Below are 17,205 nucleotides of genomic sequence, written 5' to 3'. Positions count from 1 at the left end.
GCATTCCTGCAGTGCCCGCCATGCTGCGATGCGATGGCACGTTTCTCGCTCGGTGAGACTCGCGCAAGAAAGACATTGCATTGCACATTTTGATCGTCTAAAACCTGTCCAATCGGACAGGATTCGACGCGTGACGGAACGGCGTGCCAAAGTCTCCGTCGCTCGATCGGACAAATCAGGCGAACGATGCGCACATGCACATTGCGTGTGCGGGTTTGCCCCGACAGAAGCAATGCGCGCACCGGCATCGACCGGGATGGCGACATGACGACCCCACAGGAGCGATACGAATGAACGCGGTATCGGAAACAGTGAAACGGGCAGCATTCGACACGTCGATCAAGGTCGACGGCAAGCGGTTGTGGGACAGCCTGATGGAGGTGGCGAAGATCGGCGCGACGCCGAAGGGCGGGGTCTGCCGCCTCGCGCTGACCGATCTCGACAAGGCCGGGCGCGACCTGATCGTCAGCTGGGCGAAGGCCGCCGGCTGCACGGTCACGGTCGATACGATGGGCAACGTGTTCATGCGCCGCGCGGGCCGCGTGGCCGATGCGGCACCGGTCGTTACCGGCTCGCACGCGGACTCGCAGCCGACGGGCGGCCGCTTCGACGGGATCTACGGCGTGCTGGGCGGCCTCGAGGTGATTCGCAGTCTGAACGATCACGGCATCGAGACCGAGCATCCGGTCGAAGTCGTGATCTGGACCAACGAAGAAGGGTCGCGCTTCGCGCCGGCGATGGTCGCGTCGGGCGTGTTCGCGGGCGTGTTTCCGCTCGAATACGGGCTGTCGCGCAAGGATGTTGACGGCAAGACGATCGGCGAGGAACTCGCGCGCATCGGCTATGCGGGCGATGTGCCGTGCGGCGGGCGCAAGCTGCACGCGGCGTTCGAGCTGCATATCGAGCAGGGGCCGATTCTCGAAGCGGAGTGCAAGACGATCGGCGTCGTGACCGATGCGCAGGGGCAGCGCTGGTACGAGATCACGTTCACCGGGCAGGAGGCGCATGCCGGCCCGACGCCGATGCCGCGCCGCCGCGATGCGCTGCTCGGCGCGTCGCGCGTGGTCGATCTCGTGAACCGGATCGGTCTCGATCACGCGCCGTTCGGCTGCGCGACGGTCGGCATGATGCAGATCCACCCGAACTCGCGCAACGTGATCCCGGGCCGCGTGTTCTTCACCGTCGACTTCCGGCATCCGGACGACGCCGTGCTCGCGCAGATGGACGCCGCGCTGCGCGACGGCGTCGCACGCATCGCCGCCGACATCGGGCTCGAAACCGAGCTCGAGCAGATTTTCTACTACGAGCCGGTCGCATTCGATCCGGCCTGCGTGGCGGCCGTGCGCGCCGCGGCCGACCGCTTCGGCTACTCGCACCGCGACATCGTGTCGGGCGCGGGCCACGACGCGTGCTATCTGGCGCAGGTCGCGCCGACGTCGATGGTGTTCGTGCCGTGTGTCGACGGCATCAGCCACAACGAGATCGAGGACGCGACGCCTGCGTGGATCGAGTCCGGCGCGAACGTGCTGCTGCACGCGATGTTGTCGCGCGCATGCGAGCCGGCTTCATGATGCATCGCAGGTAACGCAGCCGGGAGGCTGCCCAGCATCAGACCGTAGCATTCCTAATAACAACCGCCCCGACTGTGTATCCGCAGCCGGCGGGGACGGTTTTGTCTCCACCCAGTCGAAGGAACGCGTATGACCACCAAGCCAACCGGCGATATCGCCGCGCATCGCCTGTCGTCCACGCAACTCTCGTGCGAATTCAGCGATATCGCGCCGCTGCTCGATCCGACTGCCGCGGCTGCTGCTGCCAGCCGTTGCCACTATTGCTACGACGCGCCGTGCGTGCAGGCGTGTCCGACGCAGATCGACATCCCGAGCTTCATCCGCAAGATCGGCAACGGCAACCTGAAGGGCGCGGCGATGGACATCCTGTCCGCGAATCCGCTCGGCGGGATGTGCGCGCGGGTATGTCCGACCGAGATCCTGTGCGAAGGCGCATGCGTGCGCAATCACCAGGATTCGCAGCCGGTTGCGATCGGCGCGCTGCAGCGCCACGCGACCGACTGGGCGATGGAAACCGGCGCGGTGCGCTTCACGCGCGCACCCGACACGGGGCGGCATGTCGCCGTGGTCGGCGCGGGGCCGGCGGGGCTGGCATGCGCGCACCGGCTCGCGCTCGTCGGCCATCGCGTCACGCTGTTCGACGCGCGGCCGAAGGCGGGTGGCCTGAACGAATACGGGATCGCCGCATACAAGACCGTCGACGATTTCGCGCAGCGCGAAGTCGAGTGGCTGCTGTCGGTCGGCGGCATCACGCTGGAGACCGGCGTCGCACTCGGCCGCGACGTGACGCTCGACGCGCTGCGCGAGCGGCATGACGCGGTGTTTCTCGCGATGGGCCTGGGCGGCGTGCGCACGCTCGCGATCGACGGCGAGCAACTGGCCGGCGTGATGAACGCGGTCGACTTCATCGAACAGGTGCGGCAGGCCGATGCGCTGGAGAACGTGCCGGTCGGGCGGCGCGTGGTCGTGATCGGCGGCGGCAATACCGCGATCGACGCAGCCGTGCAGAGCCGCAAGCTCGGCGCGCAGCGCGTGACGATGGTGTATCGCCGCGGCGTGGAGGCGATGAGCGCGACCTGGGCCGAACGCGAGTTCGCGCAGAAAAGCGGCGTCACGCTGGTCACGCATGCGAAGCCGGTGCGTATCGCGGGTGCGGACGGGCACGTGACGGGCGTCGAATTCGAGGCGGCGTCCGGCGAGCGCTTCACCGTCGACGCGGACATGGTGCTGAAGGCGATCGGCCAGACGCTGGTGCCGGACGGTGCCGCCGCGTTGCTGACGGCGGACGGCACGCGCATCGCGGTCGATGCCGACGGACGCACGGCGTTGCCCGACGTATGGGCCGGCGGCGACTGCGCGGCGACAGGCGGCATCGATCTGACGGTGCAGGCCGTGCAGGACGGCAAGCGCGCGGCCGCCGCGATCGACGCGGCGCTGGCGCAGCGCGACGCCAAGGCCGCGTGAGCGCGGCATACGCAACGGCAGCGCGCACGTCGCGCGCGCCACGATAAACGTCCCCATTCTCACGGAGCCGAACATGGCCGACCTTCGCTGCACCATCGCAGGCATCACTTCGCCGAATCCCTTCTGGCTCGCTTCCGCGCCGCCGACCGACAAGGCGTACAACGTCAACCGCGCATTCGAGGCCGGCTGGGGCGGCGTCGTCTGGAAGACGCTCGGGCTCGATCCGCACGTCGTCAACGTCAGCTCGCGCTATGGCGCGGTGCAATGGAACGGGCAGCGGATCGCCGGGCTGAACAACATCGAGCTGATCACCGACCGTCCGCTCGACGTGAACCTGAAGGAGATCGCGCAGGTGAAGCGCGACTGGCCGGACCGCGCGCTGATCGTGTCGCTGATGGTGCCGTGCAACGAGCGCGACTGGAAATGGATCCTGCCGCTCGTCGAGGATACGGGCGCCGATGCGGTCGAACTGAATTTCGGCTGCCCGCACGGGATGAGCGAGCGCGGCATGGGCGCGGCCGTCGGGCAGGTGCCGGAATACGTCGAGATGGTCACGCGCTGGGTCAAGGAAGGCACGAAGCTGCCGTGCCTCGTGAAGCTCACGCCGAACATCAGCGACATCCGGATGGGGTCGCGCGCGGCCTACAAGGGCGGCGCGGACGGCGTGTCGCTGATCAACACGATCAACTCGATCGTCGCGGTGGACCTCGACCAGATGGCGCCGATGCCGACCGTCGACGGCAAGGGTACGCACGGCGGCTACTGCGGTCCGGCGGTCAAGCCGATCGCGCTGAACATGGTCGCGGAAATCGCACGCGATCCGGAAACGCCGAACCTGCCGATTTCCGGCATCGGCGGGATTTCGTCGTGGCGCGACGCGGCCGAATTCATGGTGCTGGGCGCCGGCAGCGTGCAGGTGTGCACCGCCGCGATGCACTACGGCTTCCGGATCGTGACGGATCTGGCGGACGGGCTGTCGAACTGGATGGACGAGAAGGGCTACGCGACGCTCGACGACGTGCGCGGCCGCGCGGTGCCGAACGTCACCGACTGGAAATACCTGAACCTGAAGTACGACATCAAGGCGCGCATCGACCAGGACCGCTGCATCCAGTGCGGGCTGTGCCATATCGCATGCGAGGACACGTCGCATCAGGCGATCACGGCCGAGAAGGACGGCGTGCGGCATTTCGAAGTGGTGGACGCGGAGTGCGTCGGGTGCAATCTTTGCATGCATGTGTGTCCGGTCGAGCAATGCATCACGATGGAGCGGGTCGACGCGGGCGACTACGCGAACTGGACCACGCATCCGAACAACCCGGCGCGCGTCGACGCGGGCGCCAGCCCCGCGCAACCAGAGAAGCACGCGAAGGCGGCCTGACCGGCGGCCGGCGGCGCGGGACCATCCGCGCCGCTGCTTGTGTTCTGTTCGGCCGGCATCGTGCGATGCCGGCGCTGACGTTTACGTGGAGCGCGTTCGATGAAACCAGCAGCGAATCCCGCCGATTCCGACAGCGCCGCGGCGCCGGCCGGCAGCCTGTACAACGACGACCTCGCACCGACGACGGCGGCGCAGCGCACGTGGCGGTGGTATCACTTCGCGGCGTTGTGGGTCGGGATGGTGATGAACATCGCGTCGTACATGCTCGCGGCCGGGCTGATCCAGGAAGGCATGTCGCCGTGGCAGGCGGTGCTGACCGTGTTGCTCGGCAACCTGATCGTGCTCGTGCCGATGCTGATGATCGGTCATGCGGGTACGAAGCACGGGATTCCGTACGCGGTGCTCGTGCGCGCGTCGTTCGGCACGCAGGGCGCGAAGCTGCCCGCGCTGTTGCGTGCGATCGTCGCGTGCGGCTGGTACGGGATCCAGACCTGGCTCGGCGGCAGCGCGATCTACACGCTGCTGAACATCCTGACCGGCAACGCGCTGCACGGCGCCGCGCTGCCGATCGCCGGCATTTCGCTCGGGCAGCTCGCGTGCTTCCTCGTGTTCTGGGCGCTGCAGCTGTACTTCATCCTGCACGGCACCGATTCGATCCGCTGGCTCGAAAGCTGGTCCGCGCCGATCAAGGTCGTGATGTGCATCGCGCTCGTGTGGTGGGCGACGTCCCAGGCGGGCGGCGTGGGCTCGATGCTGTCGGCGCCGTCGCAGTTCGCGGCGGGCGGCAAGAAGGCCGGGCTGTTCTGGGCGACGTTCTGGCCGGGCCTGACCGCGATGGTCGGCTTCTGGGCGACGCTCGCGCTGAACATCCCCGACTTCACGCGCTTCGCGCATTCGCAGCGCGACCAGATCATCGGACAGTCGATCGGGCTGCCGCTGCCGATGGCGCTGCTGTCGGTGGTGTCGGTCGTCGTGACGTCGGCCACCGTGGTGATCTACGGCAACGCGATCTGGGATCCGATCGACCTGACGAGCCGGATGACCGGCATCGGCGTCGGCATCGCGCTGGTGATCCTCACGCTCGACACGATGTGCTGCAACCTCGCGGCGAATCTGGTCGGCCCCGCGTACGACTTCTCGAGCCTGTGGCCGAAGGCGATCTCGTATCGCACGGGCGGTCTGATCACCGCGACGATCGCGATCGTGATGATGCCGTGGAAGATCCTCGCCACGACCGACGGCTACATCTTCACCTGGCTCGTCGGGTATTCGGCGCTGCTCGGGCCGGTCGCGGGGATCCTGATGGTCGACTACTTCCTGATTCGCGGCACGCGGCTCGATACGCGCGCGCTGTTCGACGAGCGCGGCGACTTCAGCTACACGCGCGGCTGGAACCCGGCCGCGCTGGTCGCGCTCGTGGTCGGCGTGCTGCCGAACCTGCCCGGCTTCCTGCACACGGCATTTCCGGCATCGTTCGCGAACGTGCCGGCGTTCTTCAACACGCTTTACACGTATGCGTGGTTCGTCGGCCTGGTGCTGGCGTCCGGCGTGTACGGCACCTGGATGAAGTGGCGCGCCGGACAGCGCGCGCAGATCGCGAGCGCCTGATGCGCGAGACGCATGTCATGCGGCACCCGACAGTCAACGAGGAGGCAACGAAATGGCAATCCTGATTCGCGGCGGCACCGTGGTCGATGCAGACCGAACCTATCGCGCGGACGTACTGTGTGCCGACCCGCAGGACGGCGGCACGATCCTGCAGATCGCAGAGAAGATCGACGCGCCGGCCGGCGCGAGCATCGTCGATGCGCACGACCAGTACGTGATGCCGGGCGGCATTGATCCGCATACGCACATGGAACTGCCGTTCATGGGCACGAAGGCGAGCGACGATTTCTACTCGGGTACGGCAGCCGGGCTGTCGGGCGGCACGACGAGCATCATCGACTTCGTGATCCCGAGCCCGAAGCAACCGCTGATGGAGGCGTTCCACGCGTGGCGCGGCTGGGCCGAGAAGGCGGCGTCCGACTACGGCTTCCACGTGGCCGTGACGTGGTGGGACGAATCGGTGCATCGCGACATGGGCACGCTCGTGCGCGAGCACGGCGTGTCGAGCTTCAAGCACTTCATGGCCTACAAGAACGCGATCATGGCCGACGACGAGGTGCTCGTGAACAGCTTCACGCGTTCGCTCGAACTCGGTGCGCTGCCGACCGTGCACGCGGAAAACGGCGAGCTCGTGTTCCAGCTGCAAAAGGCGCTGCTCGCGCGCGGGATGACGGGGCCGGAGGCGCATCCGCTGTCGCGGCCGCCGGAGGTCGAGGGCGAGGCCGCGAACCGCGCGATCCGCATCGCCCAGGTGCTCGGCGTGCCCGTGTATATCGTGCACGTGTCGGCGAAGGACGCGGTCGACGTGATCACGCGCGCGCGCAGCGAAGGGCTGCGCGTGTTCGGCGAAGTGTTGCCGGGCCATCTCGTGATCGACGAAGCCGTGTATCGCGACCCGGACTGGACGCGCGCGGCCGCGCACGTGATGAGCCCGCCGTTCCGCTCGGCCGAGCACCGCGAGGCGCTGTGGCGCGGGCTGCAGTCGGGACAGCTGCATACGACGGCGACCGACCATTGCGTGTTCTGCGCGTCGCAGAAGGCGATGGGCCGCGAGGACTTCACGAAGATTCCGAACGGCTGCGGCGGCGTCGAGGACCGCATGTCGGTGCTGTGGCATCACGGCGTGAACCACGGCCGCATCACGCCGAACGAGTTCGTGCGGATCACGTCGACCAATGCCGCGCAGATCTTCAACCTGTATCCGCGCAAGGGGGCCGTGCAGGTCGGCGCCGATGCCGATCTGGTCGTGTGGGATCCGGCCGCGACGAAGACGATCTCGGTGAAGACCCATCACCAGCAGGTCGACTTCAACGTGTTCGAGGGGATGACGGTGCAGGGCGTCGCGACGCACACGCTCACGCGCGGCGCGCTCGCGTGGGCCGACGGCGAGCTGCGTGCGCAGCGCGGGGCGGGCCGCTACCTGAAGCGGCCGCCGGCTGCCGGCTACTACGAGGCCGCACGCATCGCGAACCGGCTGCGCGAGCCGCACCCGGTCGAGCGGGCCGGCTAAGCGAGCTGGTCGAGCGGCCGCCGGGCGGGCGCGTGCGTCGCGGGGGTTAGCGAGCGTCGCCCGCGCCTGCCTGGTGGATCGGGATCACCGTGCGCGCGCCGCATTCGCGCAGCAGATCGCGCAGTTCGTTGATGACCGGAAACACCTCGTGGTTCCAGTCGGCGCCCTGCCGGTCGTGCGCTTCCTGCTCGCGTTCGACGATCCAGCGATCCTCGCGGAAGATCCGCTCGGTGAACCACACGAGCAGCGGCCACGCGAGATCGAGCGCGAACGGGATGCCCGGCTTGTGGATCGACAGCAGTCCGAACGTGCGGTTGGTGCGCTGCGCCGCGTCGAGCGGCACGTAGACGATCCACAGGTCCATCACCAGCGTGCCTTCGCTCGAGCGGATCTGCAGTGTTTGATACGGGTAGCCCGTGCGGACCGTCATCACGCTCTTGTCGGCCTGGTCGCCGGGCTTCTTGCTCGAACCGAACACGAGCGCCTCGCCGACCGGCTGCTTGCCTTCCATCCGCGCGAACGTGTAGTCGACCTCGACCCAGTCGTCGCCGCGGCGACGGCCGACGCTGCGCGCGCGCATCTGTCCCATCTGCTTGCGATGAAGGAACTGATGGTTCATGTCCATCAGGTTCTCGTGCATGAACGAGTAGTGGCACTTGACCTCGCGGCCGAACCGGCGTGTCTTGTAGGCGGGATCGTCCGCCGATTCGAGTGCGGGGAACGGGCGCGCGTCGGCGAGCGTCGCGTCGCCGGGGAACACGAAGATCAGCCCGTGCGCTTCGCGGCACGGATACGCGCGCACGCCGTTGGGCAGGCGATCGCGACCGAGATACGGGACGTCGACGCAGCGGCCGCTGTCGCACGCGTAGGTCCAGCCGTGGTAACAGCACCGCAGCGTTTCGCCGGTCACGACACCGGCATGCAGCGGCACCTGGCGGTGCGCGCAACGATCTTCGAGCGCATACACGGCGCCGGATTCGGTGCGCACGAGCACGATCGGGTCGCCGGCGAAATGCACGCCGAGCGTTTTGCCGCGCTTGAGTTCGCGCGACCACGCGAGCGGATACCAGTGATCGGGATGGATGGGCACGCGGCGCAGGTCGCGCACGACGGTGCCGGTGGACGGTCGTTCGAGCGGTGGTTCGAGGGTGCCGCTGTCAGACAAAGGCACTGCGCGCATGCGTGACGCCTCCTGGCTGGACTGGGGTTCCGAGCGCCGCGGAACGCGGCGGGAATCTGAAGCAGTCTACGCGAAGTTGGCGCGCGAAGCTGGGGCGATGCGGGTATGCCCGGTCGGCGCGGCGCGGGTTTCGTTGATGCAGCGCAAACCGGGGCGGCGGCGCGGGGTGGTCGAGCCGCGCCGCGCGCTCGGCAGTCCGTCACATCCGCGCGTCGTGCCACAGCACCGCGTCGGCGCGGTACAGCGCCGGGAAGCGCTGCTTCAGGCCGGCGACCTTCGGCAGGTCGTTGAACGCGATGTACGGCGCGTCGGGATGCAGTTCGAGGTAGTTCTGGTGATACGCCTCGGCGGGATAGAAGCCCTTGTACGCTTCGACGCGCGTGACGACGGGTGCCGCGTATGTGTGTGCGGCGCCGAGCTGCGCGATGTATGCGGTCGCGACGGCGCGCTGCTGCGCCGTGGTCGGGAAGATCGCCGACCGGTATTGCGTGCCGTCGTCGGGGCCTTGCCGGTTGAGCTCGGTCGGGTCGTGCGCGACCGAGAAGAACACCTGCAGCAGCCGGCCGTACGTGATCTGCGTCGGGTCGTACACGATGCGTACCGATTCCGCATGGCCCGTGAGCCCGGTGCCGACGAGCGCGTAGTGCGCGGTTTCGGAGGCGCCGCCCGCGTAGCCGGCCGTGACCTGCTTCACGCCCTTCACGTGCTCGAACACGCCCTGCACGCCCCAGAAGCAACCGCCCGCCAGCACGGCCGTTTCTTCGTGGGTCGCGCCCGGCGTTTCGTCGAGCGTCGGCGCGGGCACCGCATGCATCGGTTCCGCGGAAGCGACGACGCGTTGGTAGCCGAACACGGCGGCGGCCGCGACGACGAGCGCGCCGATGCGGCGCAGCATGAACGCCCGCCGCCGCGGCGGGCGATCGCGAGTGGATGTCGGGATCATGATTTGCTCCTTCGGAATGCGGGACGGAAGACGGTGGTCGTGCGGTGGCCGGACGGCGGCGCGTGACTGCGTCCGCGCTCAACCGAACGTGAATGCATAGGCATCGACGCCGGGGTCGAGAAACTCGATCGAGAACGTGCGATCGGCGATCGCGCCGGACTGCCGGACGAGCTGGTACAGGCGCTGCCCGGTGACGGTGCCGTAGCCCTGCGCGTCGACGTCGGTGCCGTGGGCGGCGCCGGGCGCCGCGCCGTCGAGCGTCACGCGAAAGCGCACCGGCTTGCCGTTCGCGCCCGGGCCGAGCACCAGGTGCAGGTCGCGCGCATGGAAGCGGTAGACGATCTTCCCGGCCGGCGCGGCGAGCGTCGCGCGCTCGGCGCCGACCTGCCATGCTCCGGCGAGGCCCCAGTCGTTCAGCTCGGGATGCGCGGGCGCGTCGTAGCGGTGCGTCGTGTCGCGCACGACACCGCCCGGCGACGTGAAGTCTTCCGCGCGTGCATAGCCGACATAGGTTTCGGGCGAGCGCACGTCCGCGCTGTCGGCCGCCGCGAGTGCGCCCTTCGCCGGCGCGCCGGTGAGGCCGAGCGGCACGTTCAGCGCTTCGGGGTGGCCGGCTTCCGCGAGCAGCGACTGGATCGCGCGTTCCGACTGCGCGTATTCGCCTTCGCCGAAGTGGTGATGGCGGATCCGGCCTTGCGCGTCGATGAAGTAGTGCGCGGGCCAGTATTCGTTGCCGAATGCGCGCCAGATCGCATAGCGGTTGTCGATCGCGACCGGGTAGTCGATGCCGAGGTCGTGCACGGCCTTCTTCACGTTGCCGAGGTCGCGCTCGAACGCGAACTCCGGCGCGTGCACGCCGATCACGACGAGCCCGTACGGCGCATATTTGCGCGCCCACGCGGTCGTGTACGGCAGCGTGCGCAGGCAGTTGATGCACGAGTACGTCCAGAAATCGACGAGCACGACCTTGCCGCGCAGGCCGGCCGCCGTCAGCGGCGGCGAATTCAGCCACTGCACGGCGCCGTCGAGCGACGGCAGCGTGCCTTCGACGGGCAGTGCGGCCGGTGCGTGCATCGCGGGCGTCGTGTCGGCCGCGCGCATCATCGCGCCGCCGGTCATCGCGCCGCCCGCGGCCGGTGCGTCGCCGGACGTTGCGGCCATCATCGCGCCGCCCGCTGCGCCGACGCTGCCTCCGGTGTTGCCGGTCGCGGCCATCGCCGCGGGCGCGCCGTTCGAGTGGCCGCCGAGCCGGTCGACGAGCTTCGTCTCCAGCCCGCCGGTCGTGACGGTCGACAACTGCGCGAGCGCACCCGTATCGAGGCCGAGCGCGATCGCCGCGACGCCGGCCAGCAGCGCCGCGCCGATGCCGCGCCGGATCCATTCGCCGGCGCCGAGCGAGCGCTTCATCGCGGCGAACACCTTGCCGCCGATCACGAGCGCGATGCCGAGCGACGTCGCCGCGCCGGCCGCGTACGCGACGAGCAGCACCGTCGTGCCGACGCTCGCGCCGCGCAGCGCGGCGCCGGTCAGCACGAGTCCGAGGATCGGGCCTGCGCACGGCGCCCACAGCAGGCCGGTGGCGACGCCGAGCAGCAGCGACGACACGGGGCCGGCCGCGCGGCCGTCGCGCTGCGCGAAGCCGGTGAGCCGGTTGCCTGCCGCGACGAGCGGGCGCGTCAGGTGTTCGGCCAGGCGCGGCAGCAGCAGCGTCAGGCCGAACACCGCGAGCAGCGCGATGGCGAGCCAGCGGCCGGCCTGGTTGGCCTGCGCGACCCAGCCGCCGCCGACGGCGGCGAGCGTGGCGACGACGGTGAACGTGAGCGCCATGCCGGCGAGCAGCGGCAGGCCGGTACGCACGAACGGCTGGTCGGCGCGTGCGAACACGAACGGCAGCACGGGCAGGATGCACGGGCTCAGGATCGTGAGCACGCCGCCGAGATAGGCGAGGACGATGAGCAGCATGGAGCAGTCTCCGGTCGTTCAGGAAGGCGGCGGCCGCTCAGGCGGCGGCCGGGTGGAAGACGAGCGCGAGCCCGTTCATGCAGTAGCGCAGCCCGGTGGGCGGCGGGCCGTCGTCGAACACGTGGCCGAGATGGCCGCCGCAGCGGCGGCAATGCACTTCGGTGCGCGCCATCCCGAACGACGTATCGACTTCGGTCGCGACCGCGTGGTCGAGCGGTTTCCAGAAGCTCGGCCAGCCGGTATGGCTGTCGAACTTGGTGCTCGACGAGAACAGCGCGAGGTTGCAGCCGGCGCACGCGAACGTGCCGTGGCGGTGCTCGTCGTTCAGCGGGCTGCTGTACGGCGGCTCGGTGCCGGCGTCGCGCAGTACCGTGTATTGGGCAGGCGTCAGGCGGCGGCGCCATTCGGCGTCGCTGCGGGTGACTTCGAATGGGGCGGCCATCCGTGGGGCGGCCATCCGCGGGGCGGCGGGTTCGGCGCCGGAGGCGGGCGGCGCGGCGAACGCGCGACCGACCAGCGCACGGCGGCCGACCGACGACAGCGCCGCGAGCGCGGCAAGGCCGGTGGCGCCGGCGAACAGCAGATCTCTACGGGTGGGCATGGCGGGCTCCTGAAACAGGTGCTGGAAACATGCGCACAGAGTAGGCAGCGGCCGGTGTCGAAGTCCTCACGGAAAGTTAAATGATTTGTGAGACTTTCCGGGGGATCCGGCCAGGTCCGTTGAAATCCATCAAAGCCCCGTCTGACAAGGGTTTTCGGGAAATTGGTGGTCAGACAAGTTCCGCGGAAATCCTCCACGAGCCGCAACCTTGTAGGTTTTTTAGTGTTCGCGATGTGGGGGAGACTCTGTTTAGGTTTGCGTCGAACGCTCTGCCGCTGCTTACCGCAATCTCCGACGTCGGGTACAACCGGCAAGCGGTGGAAATGCTGGTAGCCATCCAACAAATGATTCGATGCGGTGACGGAGCTGTTCAACGCGACAGTGGAAGCGGCGCAGCAACGGGGCCTGCTGTCGGGCGAGCACTTCAGCGTCGATGGCACCCTGATTCAGGGCTGGGCCAGCCACAAGAGCATCCGTTGCAAAGATGGTAGCGACGACGACCGGCCGCCCGGCAACTGGCACGGCCAGACGCGCAGCAACGAGACGCATGAATCAAAGCGCGACGGTGACAGCCGGCTGCACCGAAAGAGCAACGTGGCACCGGCATTGCCGAGCTATCTCGGTCATGTGCTGACCGACAATCGGCACGGTCTGGTGGTCAATGTGCAAGCCAGCCGGGCGAATGGTCGAGCCGAGCGCGACGTTGCCGCCGAGATGTTGCGGGACGTCGCGCTACCAGATCGACGTATTACGGCCGGCGCCGACAAGGGTCCAACACCGGGCGAATTCGCCGGCAATACAGCTTTCGTCCGATGGCCGAGGGCCCACGAAAGACCGAACATTAATGTCGGCGCCGTCCGAGAAATCCAAGTGGGTCGCTCATCAGCATAACTACCGGTTCCGACCATTGAACTTCTTGGGGGGCAGGTGAGACCTAACGAGGATGTTTGGACGCCGGCGACCGTTTCGTGCCATTGGACGGTCGTGCATCCGCCAATGCGATCAGCGCATCGGTGAGCTGTTCCATGTGTCTCGCCATCTTGCCAGGGTCGCCGGACTGCAGCGAAATAAACGCGCCGTCGAAACCGGCCAAACCGAAGTGGGCAAGATCGTCGATGCATTTCGACGTCATGTGCTTGCGGTCGGCGCCCAATGCATTGCGAATCATCTTCTGCATGTAGTCACGACCTTCCTTGCGGATCTCGATAATGGTCTGCATCGCTTCGGGTTCGACAGTCTCGGCTGTCATGACCAGCAAGAACTGCAGGCGCATGAAGTTCTCGTGGTGCTGAAACACCTCTCCGGTCTTCTGCAGATACCAGCACAGCCGCTCGCGCGGCGTCCCTTCCGGCGGGCACTGATGCGCGTCGCGCATGGCGGCGAAGAACTCGCGTGCACCGAGCGCCATGACCTCCGCGAGGAGACCCGCCTTCGATCCGAAGTGGTGGTAGATCGCGCTCTTGGGAATACCCGTCGCTTCGACGAGCGCGGACATCGAGGTGCCTGCGTAGCCGTATGCAGCCATGACGCGTGCGGCCGCGTCGAGGATCTCCTGGCGCGATTGCCGGCCGCGTCGGTTGCCGATTTTCGGTGAATTACTCATCCGGAAAGTATAGCTGTGATTGTTATTGTACCGATTGGTCCAATACTGGTTTCCCCTAGGTATCGTGTTTTGGACCGTTCGGTATGATTCGCAACTATCGGCTTGAGGCCGACGTGCGCTGAACGGGCCGGGTTGAAGGTGGCCGGCGCTCACGCGGCGTGTATGGCGATGCTTGTCGGGCTTTCCGTCGCCGGTCGATCCATTGCGAAACCTGGAGAAGCGAATGAGTAGCGTGTCAACCTTGGGATATATGGTTTTTGGCGTCAGCGACCTGGCGGCATGGGAGGCGTTTGCCGTCGACATACTCGGTTTGCAGGCGGGAAGACGGGTGCCGGGCGAGTCCCTTGGCCTGCGCATGGACGACTACGAGCAGCGCATCCTGTTGCTGAAGAGCGACCTCGACGATTTCGTCGCGGCGGGCTGGGAGTTCGAGTCGAACACTGAACTCGTGGCCTATGTGGACCAGTTGCGCGCCAAGGGCATCGACGTATCGGAAGCGGATACGGCGGTGGCGGACCAGCGTCGCGTCACGCGCCTGTTCGTCTGCCGCGATCCCGACGGCATTCGTCACGAGTTCTATTGCACCGCGTATCGCGCCCGCACCCGCGACGCTTTCCGTTCCTCGGTGCTGCGCGGCGCGTTCAGCACGGGGCGCCTGGGCGTCGGTCACTTTGTGACGGTGCCCAAGCAAAGCGCGGAAGCGAAGGCGTTCTGCGAGAGCGTGCTCGGCCTGAAACTGAGCGACACCATCACTGGCGACGCGGCTCCGGGCGTCGAGCTCGATGTGACGTTCTTTCATGCCCGGACCGGCCGTCATCATTCGCTGGCCATCGCCGACGTGCCGTTCCCGACGCGCAAGCGTATCCACCACGTGATGGTCGAGTGCACCGATGCCAACGATGTCGGTCTCGCATACGACCGCTGCAAGCGGGCCGGCGTACCGATCCTGATGGAACTCGGGCATCACCCCAACGACCGGATGTTTTCCTTCTACATGATCTCGCCATCGGGTTTCGCCATCGAGTTCGGCGCGGGCGGGATCGTCGTCGACGACGCGACGTGGGAAGTCAAGCGCTACACCGAATTGAGCGACTGGGGGCACGCGATGAATCCGCCGCCGGCGGACCCGCTTCGCCCCGCACATTGAGTTCGTACCGCCCGTTGGGCCGAATCACCCTGTACCAATCCTGCCAATGGAGTTATGGAATGACCCTGACTGAAGCCAGCACCAGCAAGTTCGTGACGATCAACCAGCCTGGTCTCGAGAACTTCAAGATTCACTTCAACGATGCCGGCAGCGGCCCGGCAGTCGTGATGCTGCACGGTGGCGGCCCCGGCGCGAGCGGCTGGAGCAACTATTACCGGAATATCGAGGTACTCGTGAATGCGGGGTACCGCGTGCTGTTGATCGACAGCCCCGGTTTCAATAAATCGGACGAGATCGTCACGGACATTCCGCGTCCGCTGATCAATGCGCGCGCGACCAAAGGCGTGCTGGACGCGCTCGGCATCGAGAAGGCGCACTTCGTCGGCAACTCGATGGGCGGCGCGTCGGCCATGAGTTTCGCGCTCGAATTCCCCGATCAGATGGACCGCCTGGTGCTGATGGGACCGGGCGCGCAAGGCCCCAGCATCTTCCAGCCGCAGCTGGGCGAGGGCGTCAAGCGCATGTTCAAGTTGTACACGCAACCGAGTTATGCAAATTTCGAGGCGATGCTCGAAGTGTTCGTCTACGAACCCGGCGCGATCACCGAAGAGCTGCGCCAGGGACGCTGGAACAACATCGAGTCGAACCCGAATCACCTGAAGAACTTCGTTGAAAGCGCAAAGCTTTGCCCGGTCAGCAGATGGGATCTGACCGCCCGATTCCCCGAGATCAGCCACAAGACGCTGATCACGTGGGGGCGCGACGATCGCTTTGTTCCGCTTGATCATGGCTTACGCATGATCAACACGTTCCAGGATGCGCGGCTCCACGTCCTGCCGAAGTGCGGTCACTGGGCCCAGTGGGAACACGCAGAGGAGTTCAACCGGCTCGTCATTGAATTCCTGAAGGGTTGACGAAGGCGGTACCGAGTCGGATCGAACCTGCGGCTGGTAAGAAAAAGATACGGAGACAAACATGCTTTCTAATTCGCAGTGCGAATTAAATAGAAATGGTGCGAGCAGCTTGCAGGGTTGGCTGCTTGTGTCGACCTGTTGGTTGGCGTCGGCCGGTGCGGTACTGATCGCTCCCGTCCTCCCGTTCATGCAGAAGGCATTTTCCGACCAGCCGCACGCCGATGTGCTCACCTTGATCGTGCTGGTGATTCCCGGCCTGATGATCGCGCTCTGCGGCCCGCTGATGGGCGCGATTATCGACATGGTCGGGAGAAAGCGGTTGTACCTGATATCGGTCGCCATCTATGCGATTGCGGGCAGCTTGCCGTTCTTCCTGAACAGCCTCTCCACGATTCTGGTGACGCGGGTGGTGGTGGGTATCGCCGAGGCGGCAATTACGACGATTTCCACCGCGCTGACCGCCGATTATTTCAGCGGCAGGGCGCGCGAAAAGTGGCTGACGATCCAGCTGGGCTCGGCATCCATCGTCGCGGTCGTGATGTTCGCGCTGGGCGGCGCGCTCGGCGGGTTCGCCGCGGGCTGGCGCACGCCGTTCCTCGTCTACGGCGGCGCAGTCGTCTTCCTGCCGCTCATCGCGCTGTTTGTGTGGGAGCCCGAGGCGCTTGGCGAAGCGCGCGACAAGACGGCGCCGCGCTTGCCGTTCCCGTGGCGCGAAATCGGTCATGTCTGCGTGATGGCGTTGTTCACCGCGGTGATGTACTTCGTGATCACCATCCAGATCAGCTTCCTGCTGACAGCGCGAGGCGTCACGACGCCCGCCGTCATCGGGATCGGCAGCGCGATCGCGAATGCGGGTGTTCCGTTCGGCGCGTTCGTATTCCATCGACTGTCGGGGTGGGCCATCAACCGCCTGCTTGCCGTTTCATTCTCGATCATCGCGGCAGGCTTCTACATCGTATCAACGGTGGCCAACATCGATTTGCTGATCGCGGGCGCCTTCGTTGCATGCTTCGGCGGAGGAATCGTCATGCCGCTGATGCTGAACTGGATCATGGTCCGGCTGCCGTTTGCGCAGCGCGGCCGCGGCGCGGGGGGATACATGGCCGCGTTCTTCCTCGGCAATTTCCTCAGTCCGCTGGTCGTCGCCGCGATTGCGGCCAAGGCGGGCGGCCTGTTCGTGTCGATCGGCTTGCTGTCGGCCGTGTGCGCCGCCGTCGCCGTCGTTTCCCTGATTCTGACGCTGCTCAAGCGCGGCCCGACGGAAGCCGTGGGCGGGCACGCTCATATGCCGCTGCCGCATTGAAATTACATTTGCAAGAGT

General features: G+C 66.8%; 13 protein-coding genes and 1 pseudogene. 9 read left to right on the top strand and 5 right to left on the bottom strand.

The genetic code is table 11. From position 1 onward, the window contains the following. Positions 1–290: 290 nt before the first annotated feature. The 5 genes from BX604_RS27735 (at position 291) to hydA (ending at position 7,534) form a co-directional block, all read left to right on the top strand. Complete coding sequence (locus tag BX604_RS27735; RefSeq protein WP_098553957.1) at positions 291–1,571, top strand: Zn-dependent hydrolase; 1,281 nt, start codon at positions 291–293, stop codon at positions 1,569–1,571. Positions 1,572–1,700: 129 nt separating this feature from the next. Further along, positions 1,701–3,035: an NAD(P)-dependent oxidoreductase gene (locus BX604_RS27730; RefSeq protein ID WP_098553956.1), complete on the top strand. Its 1,335-nt coding sequence runs from the start codon at positions 1,701–1,703 to the stop codon at positions 3,033–3,035. 73 nt (positions 3,036–3,108) lie between these two features. Beyond that, a complete protein-coding gene (preA, locus tag BX604_RS27725; RefSeq protein ID WP_098553955.1) occupies positions 3,109–4,416 on the top strand; it encodes an NAD-dependent dihydropyrimidine dehydrogenase subunit PreA in 1,308 nt (435 codons plus the stop codon). 99 nt (positions 4,417–4,515) lie between these two features. Further along, positions 4,516–6,024 carry an NCS1 family nucleobase:cation symporter-1 gene (locus tag BX604_RS27720; RefSeq protein ID WP_098553954.1) on the top strand — a complete coding sequence of 503 codons (1,509 nt, stop codon included), beginning with the start codon at positions 4,516–4,518 and terminating at the stop codon, positions 6,022–6,024. A 52-nt stretch (positions 6,025–6,076) separates the two neighbouring features. Further along, on the top strand, positions 6,077–7,534 hold the full coding sequence (gene hydA / locus BX604_RS27715) for a dihydropyrimidinase (RefSeq protein ID WP_098553953.1): 1,458 nt from the start codon (positions 6,077–6,079) through the stop codon (positions 7,532–7,534). Between the two features lie 46 nt (positions 7,535–7,580). On the opposite strand, the gene BX604_RS27710 is transcribed toward hydA, so the two are convergent. From BX604_RS27710 to msrB, 4 genes are all read right to left on the bottom strand, one after another. Continuing rightward, positions 7,581–8,714, bottom strand: a complete 1,134-nt coding sequence (locus BX604_RS27710; protein ID WP_098553952.1) for an aromatic ring-hydroxylating oxygenase subunit alpha — start codon at positions 8,712–8,714, stop codon at positions 7,581–7,583. A gap of 199 nt (positions 8,715–8,913) precedes the next feature. After that, a complete protein-coding gene (msrA, locus tag BX604_RS27705; RefSeq protein ID WP_098553951.1) occupies positions 8,914–9,657 on the bottom strand; it encodes a peptide-methionine (S)-S-oxide reductase MsrA in 744 nt (247 codons plus the stop codon). Positions 9,658–9,735: 78 nt separating this feature from the next. Beyond that, positions 9,736–11,619, bottom strand: a complete 1,884-nt coding sequence (locus tag BX604_RS27700) for a cytochrome c biogenesis protein DipZ (RefSeq protein WP_098553950.1) — start codon at positions 11,617–11,619, stop codon at positions 9,736–9,738. A gap of 37 nt (positions 11,620–11,656) precedes the next feature. Then, positions 11,657–12,220 (bottom strand): peptide-methionine (R)-S-oxide reductase MsrB, encoded by a 564-nt coding sequence (gene msrB, locus BX604_RS27695; RefSeq protein ID WP_098553949.1) that lies wholly within the window; start codon positions 12,218–12,220, stop codon positions 11,657–11,659. A 348-nt stretch (positions 12,221–12,568) separates the two neighbouring features. Here msrB and BX604_RS27690 point away from each other — a divergent pair. Beyond that, positions 12,569–12,991: pseudogene (locus BX604_RS27690) on the top strand (IS5/IS1182 family transposase); the annotation flags it as partial. A 163-nt stretch (positions 12,992–13,154) separates the two neighbouring features. Here BX604_RS27690 and BX604_RS27685 read toward each other — a convergent pair. After that, complete coding sequence (locus BX604_RS27685; RefSeq protein ID WP_098553948.1) at positions 13,155–13,823, bottom strand: TetR/AcrR family transcriptional regulator; 669 nt, start codon at positions 13,821–13,823, stop codon at positions 13,155–13,157. 223 nt (positions 13,824–14,046) lie between these two features. Here BX604_RS27685 and BX604_RS27680 point away from each other — a divergent pair, with 223 nt between their 5' ends. The 3 genes from BX604_RS27680 to BX604_RS27670 all read left to right on the top strand — a co-directional run bounded on the left by BX604_RS27680 (position 14,047) and on the right by BX604_RS27670 (position 17,187). Next, entirely contained in the window at positions 14,047–14,970 is a 924-nt protein-coding gene (locus BX604_RS27680; protein WP_098553947.1) for a VOC family protein, read from the top strand. Positions 14,971–15,029: 59 nt separating this feature from the next. Then, a complete protein-coding gene (gene bphD, locus BX604_RS27675; protein WP_098553946.1) occupies positions 15,030–15,884 on the top strand; it encodes a 2-hydroxy-6-oxo-6-phenylhexa-2,4-dienoate hydrolase in 855 nt (284 codons plus the stop codon). 61 nt (positions 15,885–15,945) lie between these two features. Further along, complete coding sequence (locus BX604_RS27670; protein ID WP_098553945.1) at positions 15,946–17,187, top strand: MFS transporter; 1,242 nt, start codon at positions 15,946–15,948, stop codon at positions 17,185–17,187. Positions 17,188–17,205 lie beyond the last annotated feature (18 nt).

Source organism: Burkholderia sp. JKS000303 (assembly GCF_002563755.1).
Lineage (GTDB): Bacteria > Pseudomonadota > Gammaproteobacteria > Burkholderiales > Burkholderiaceae > Burkholderia > Burkholderia anthina_B.
This window is presented reverse-complemented; position numbering and strand designations above follow the sequence as displayed.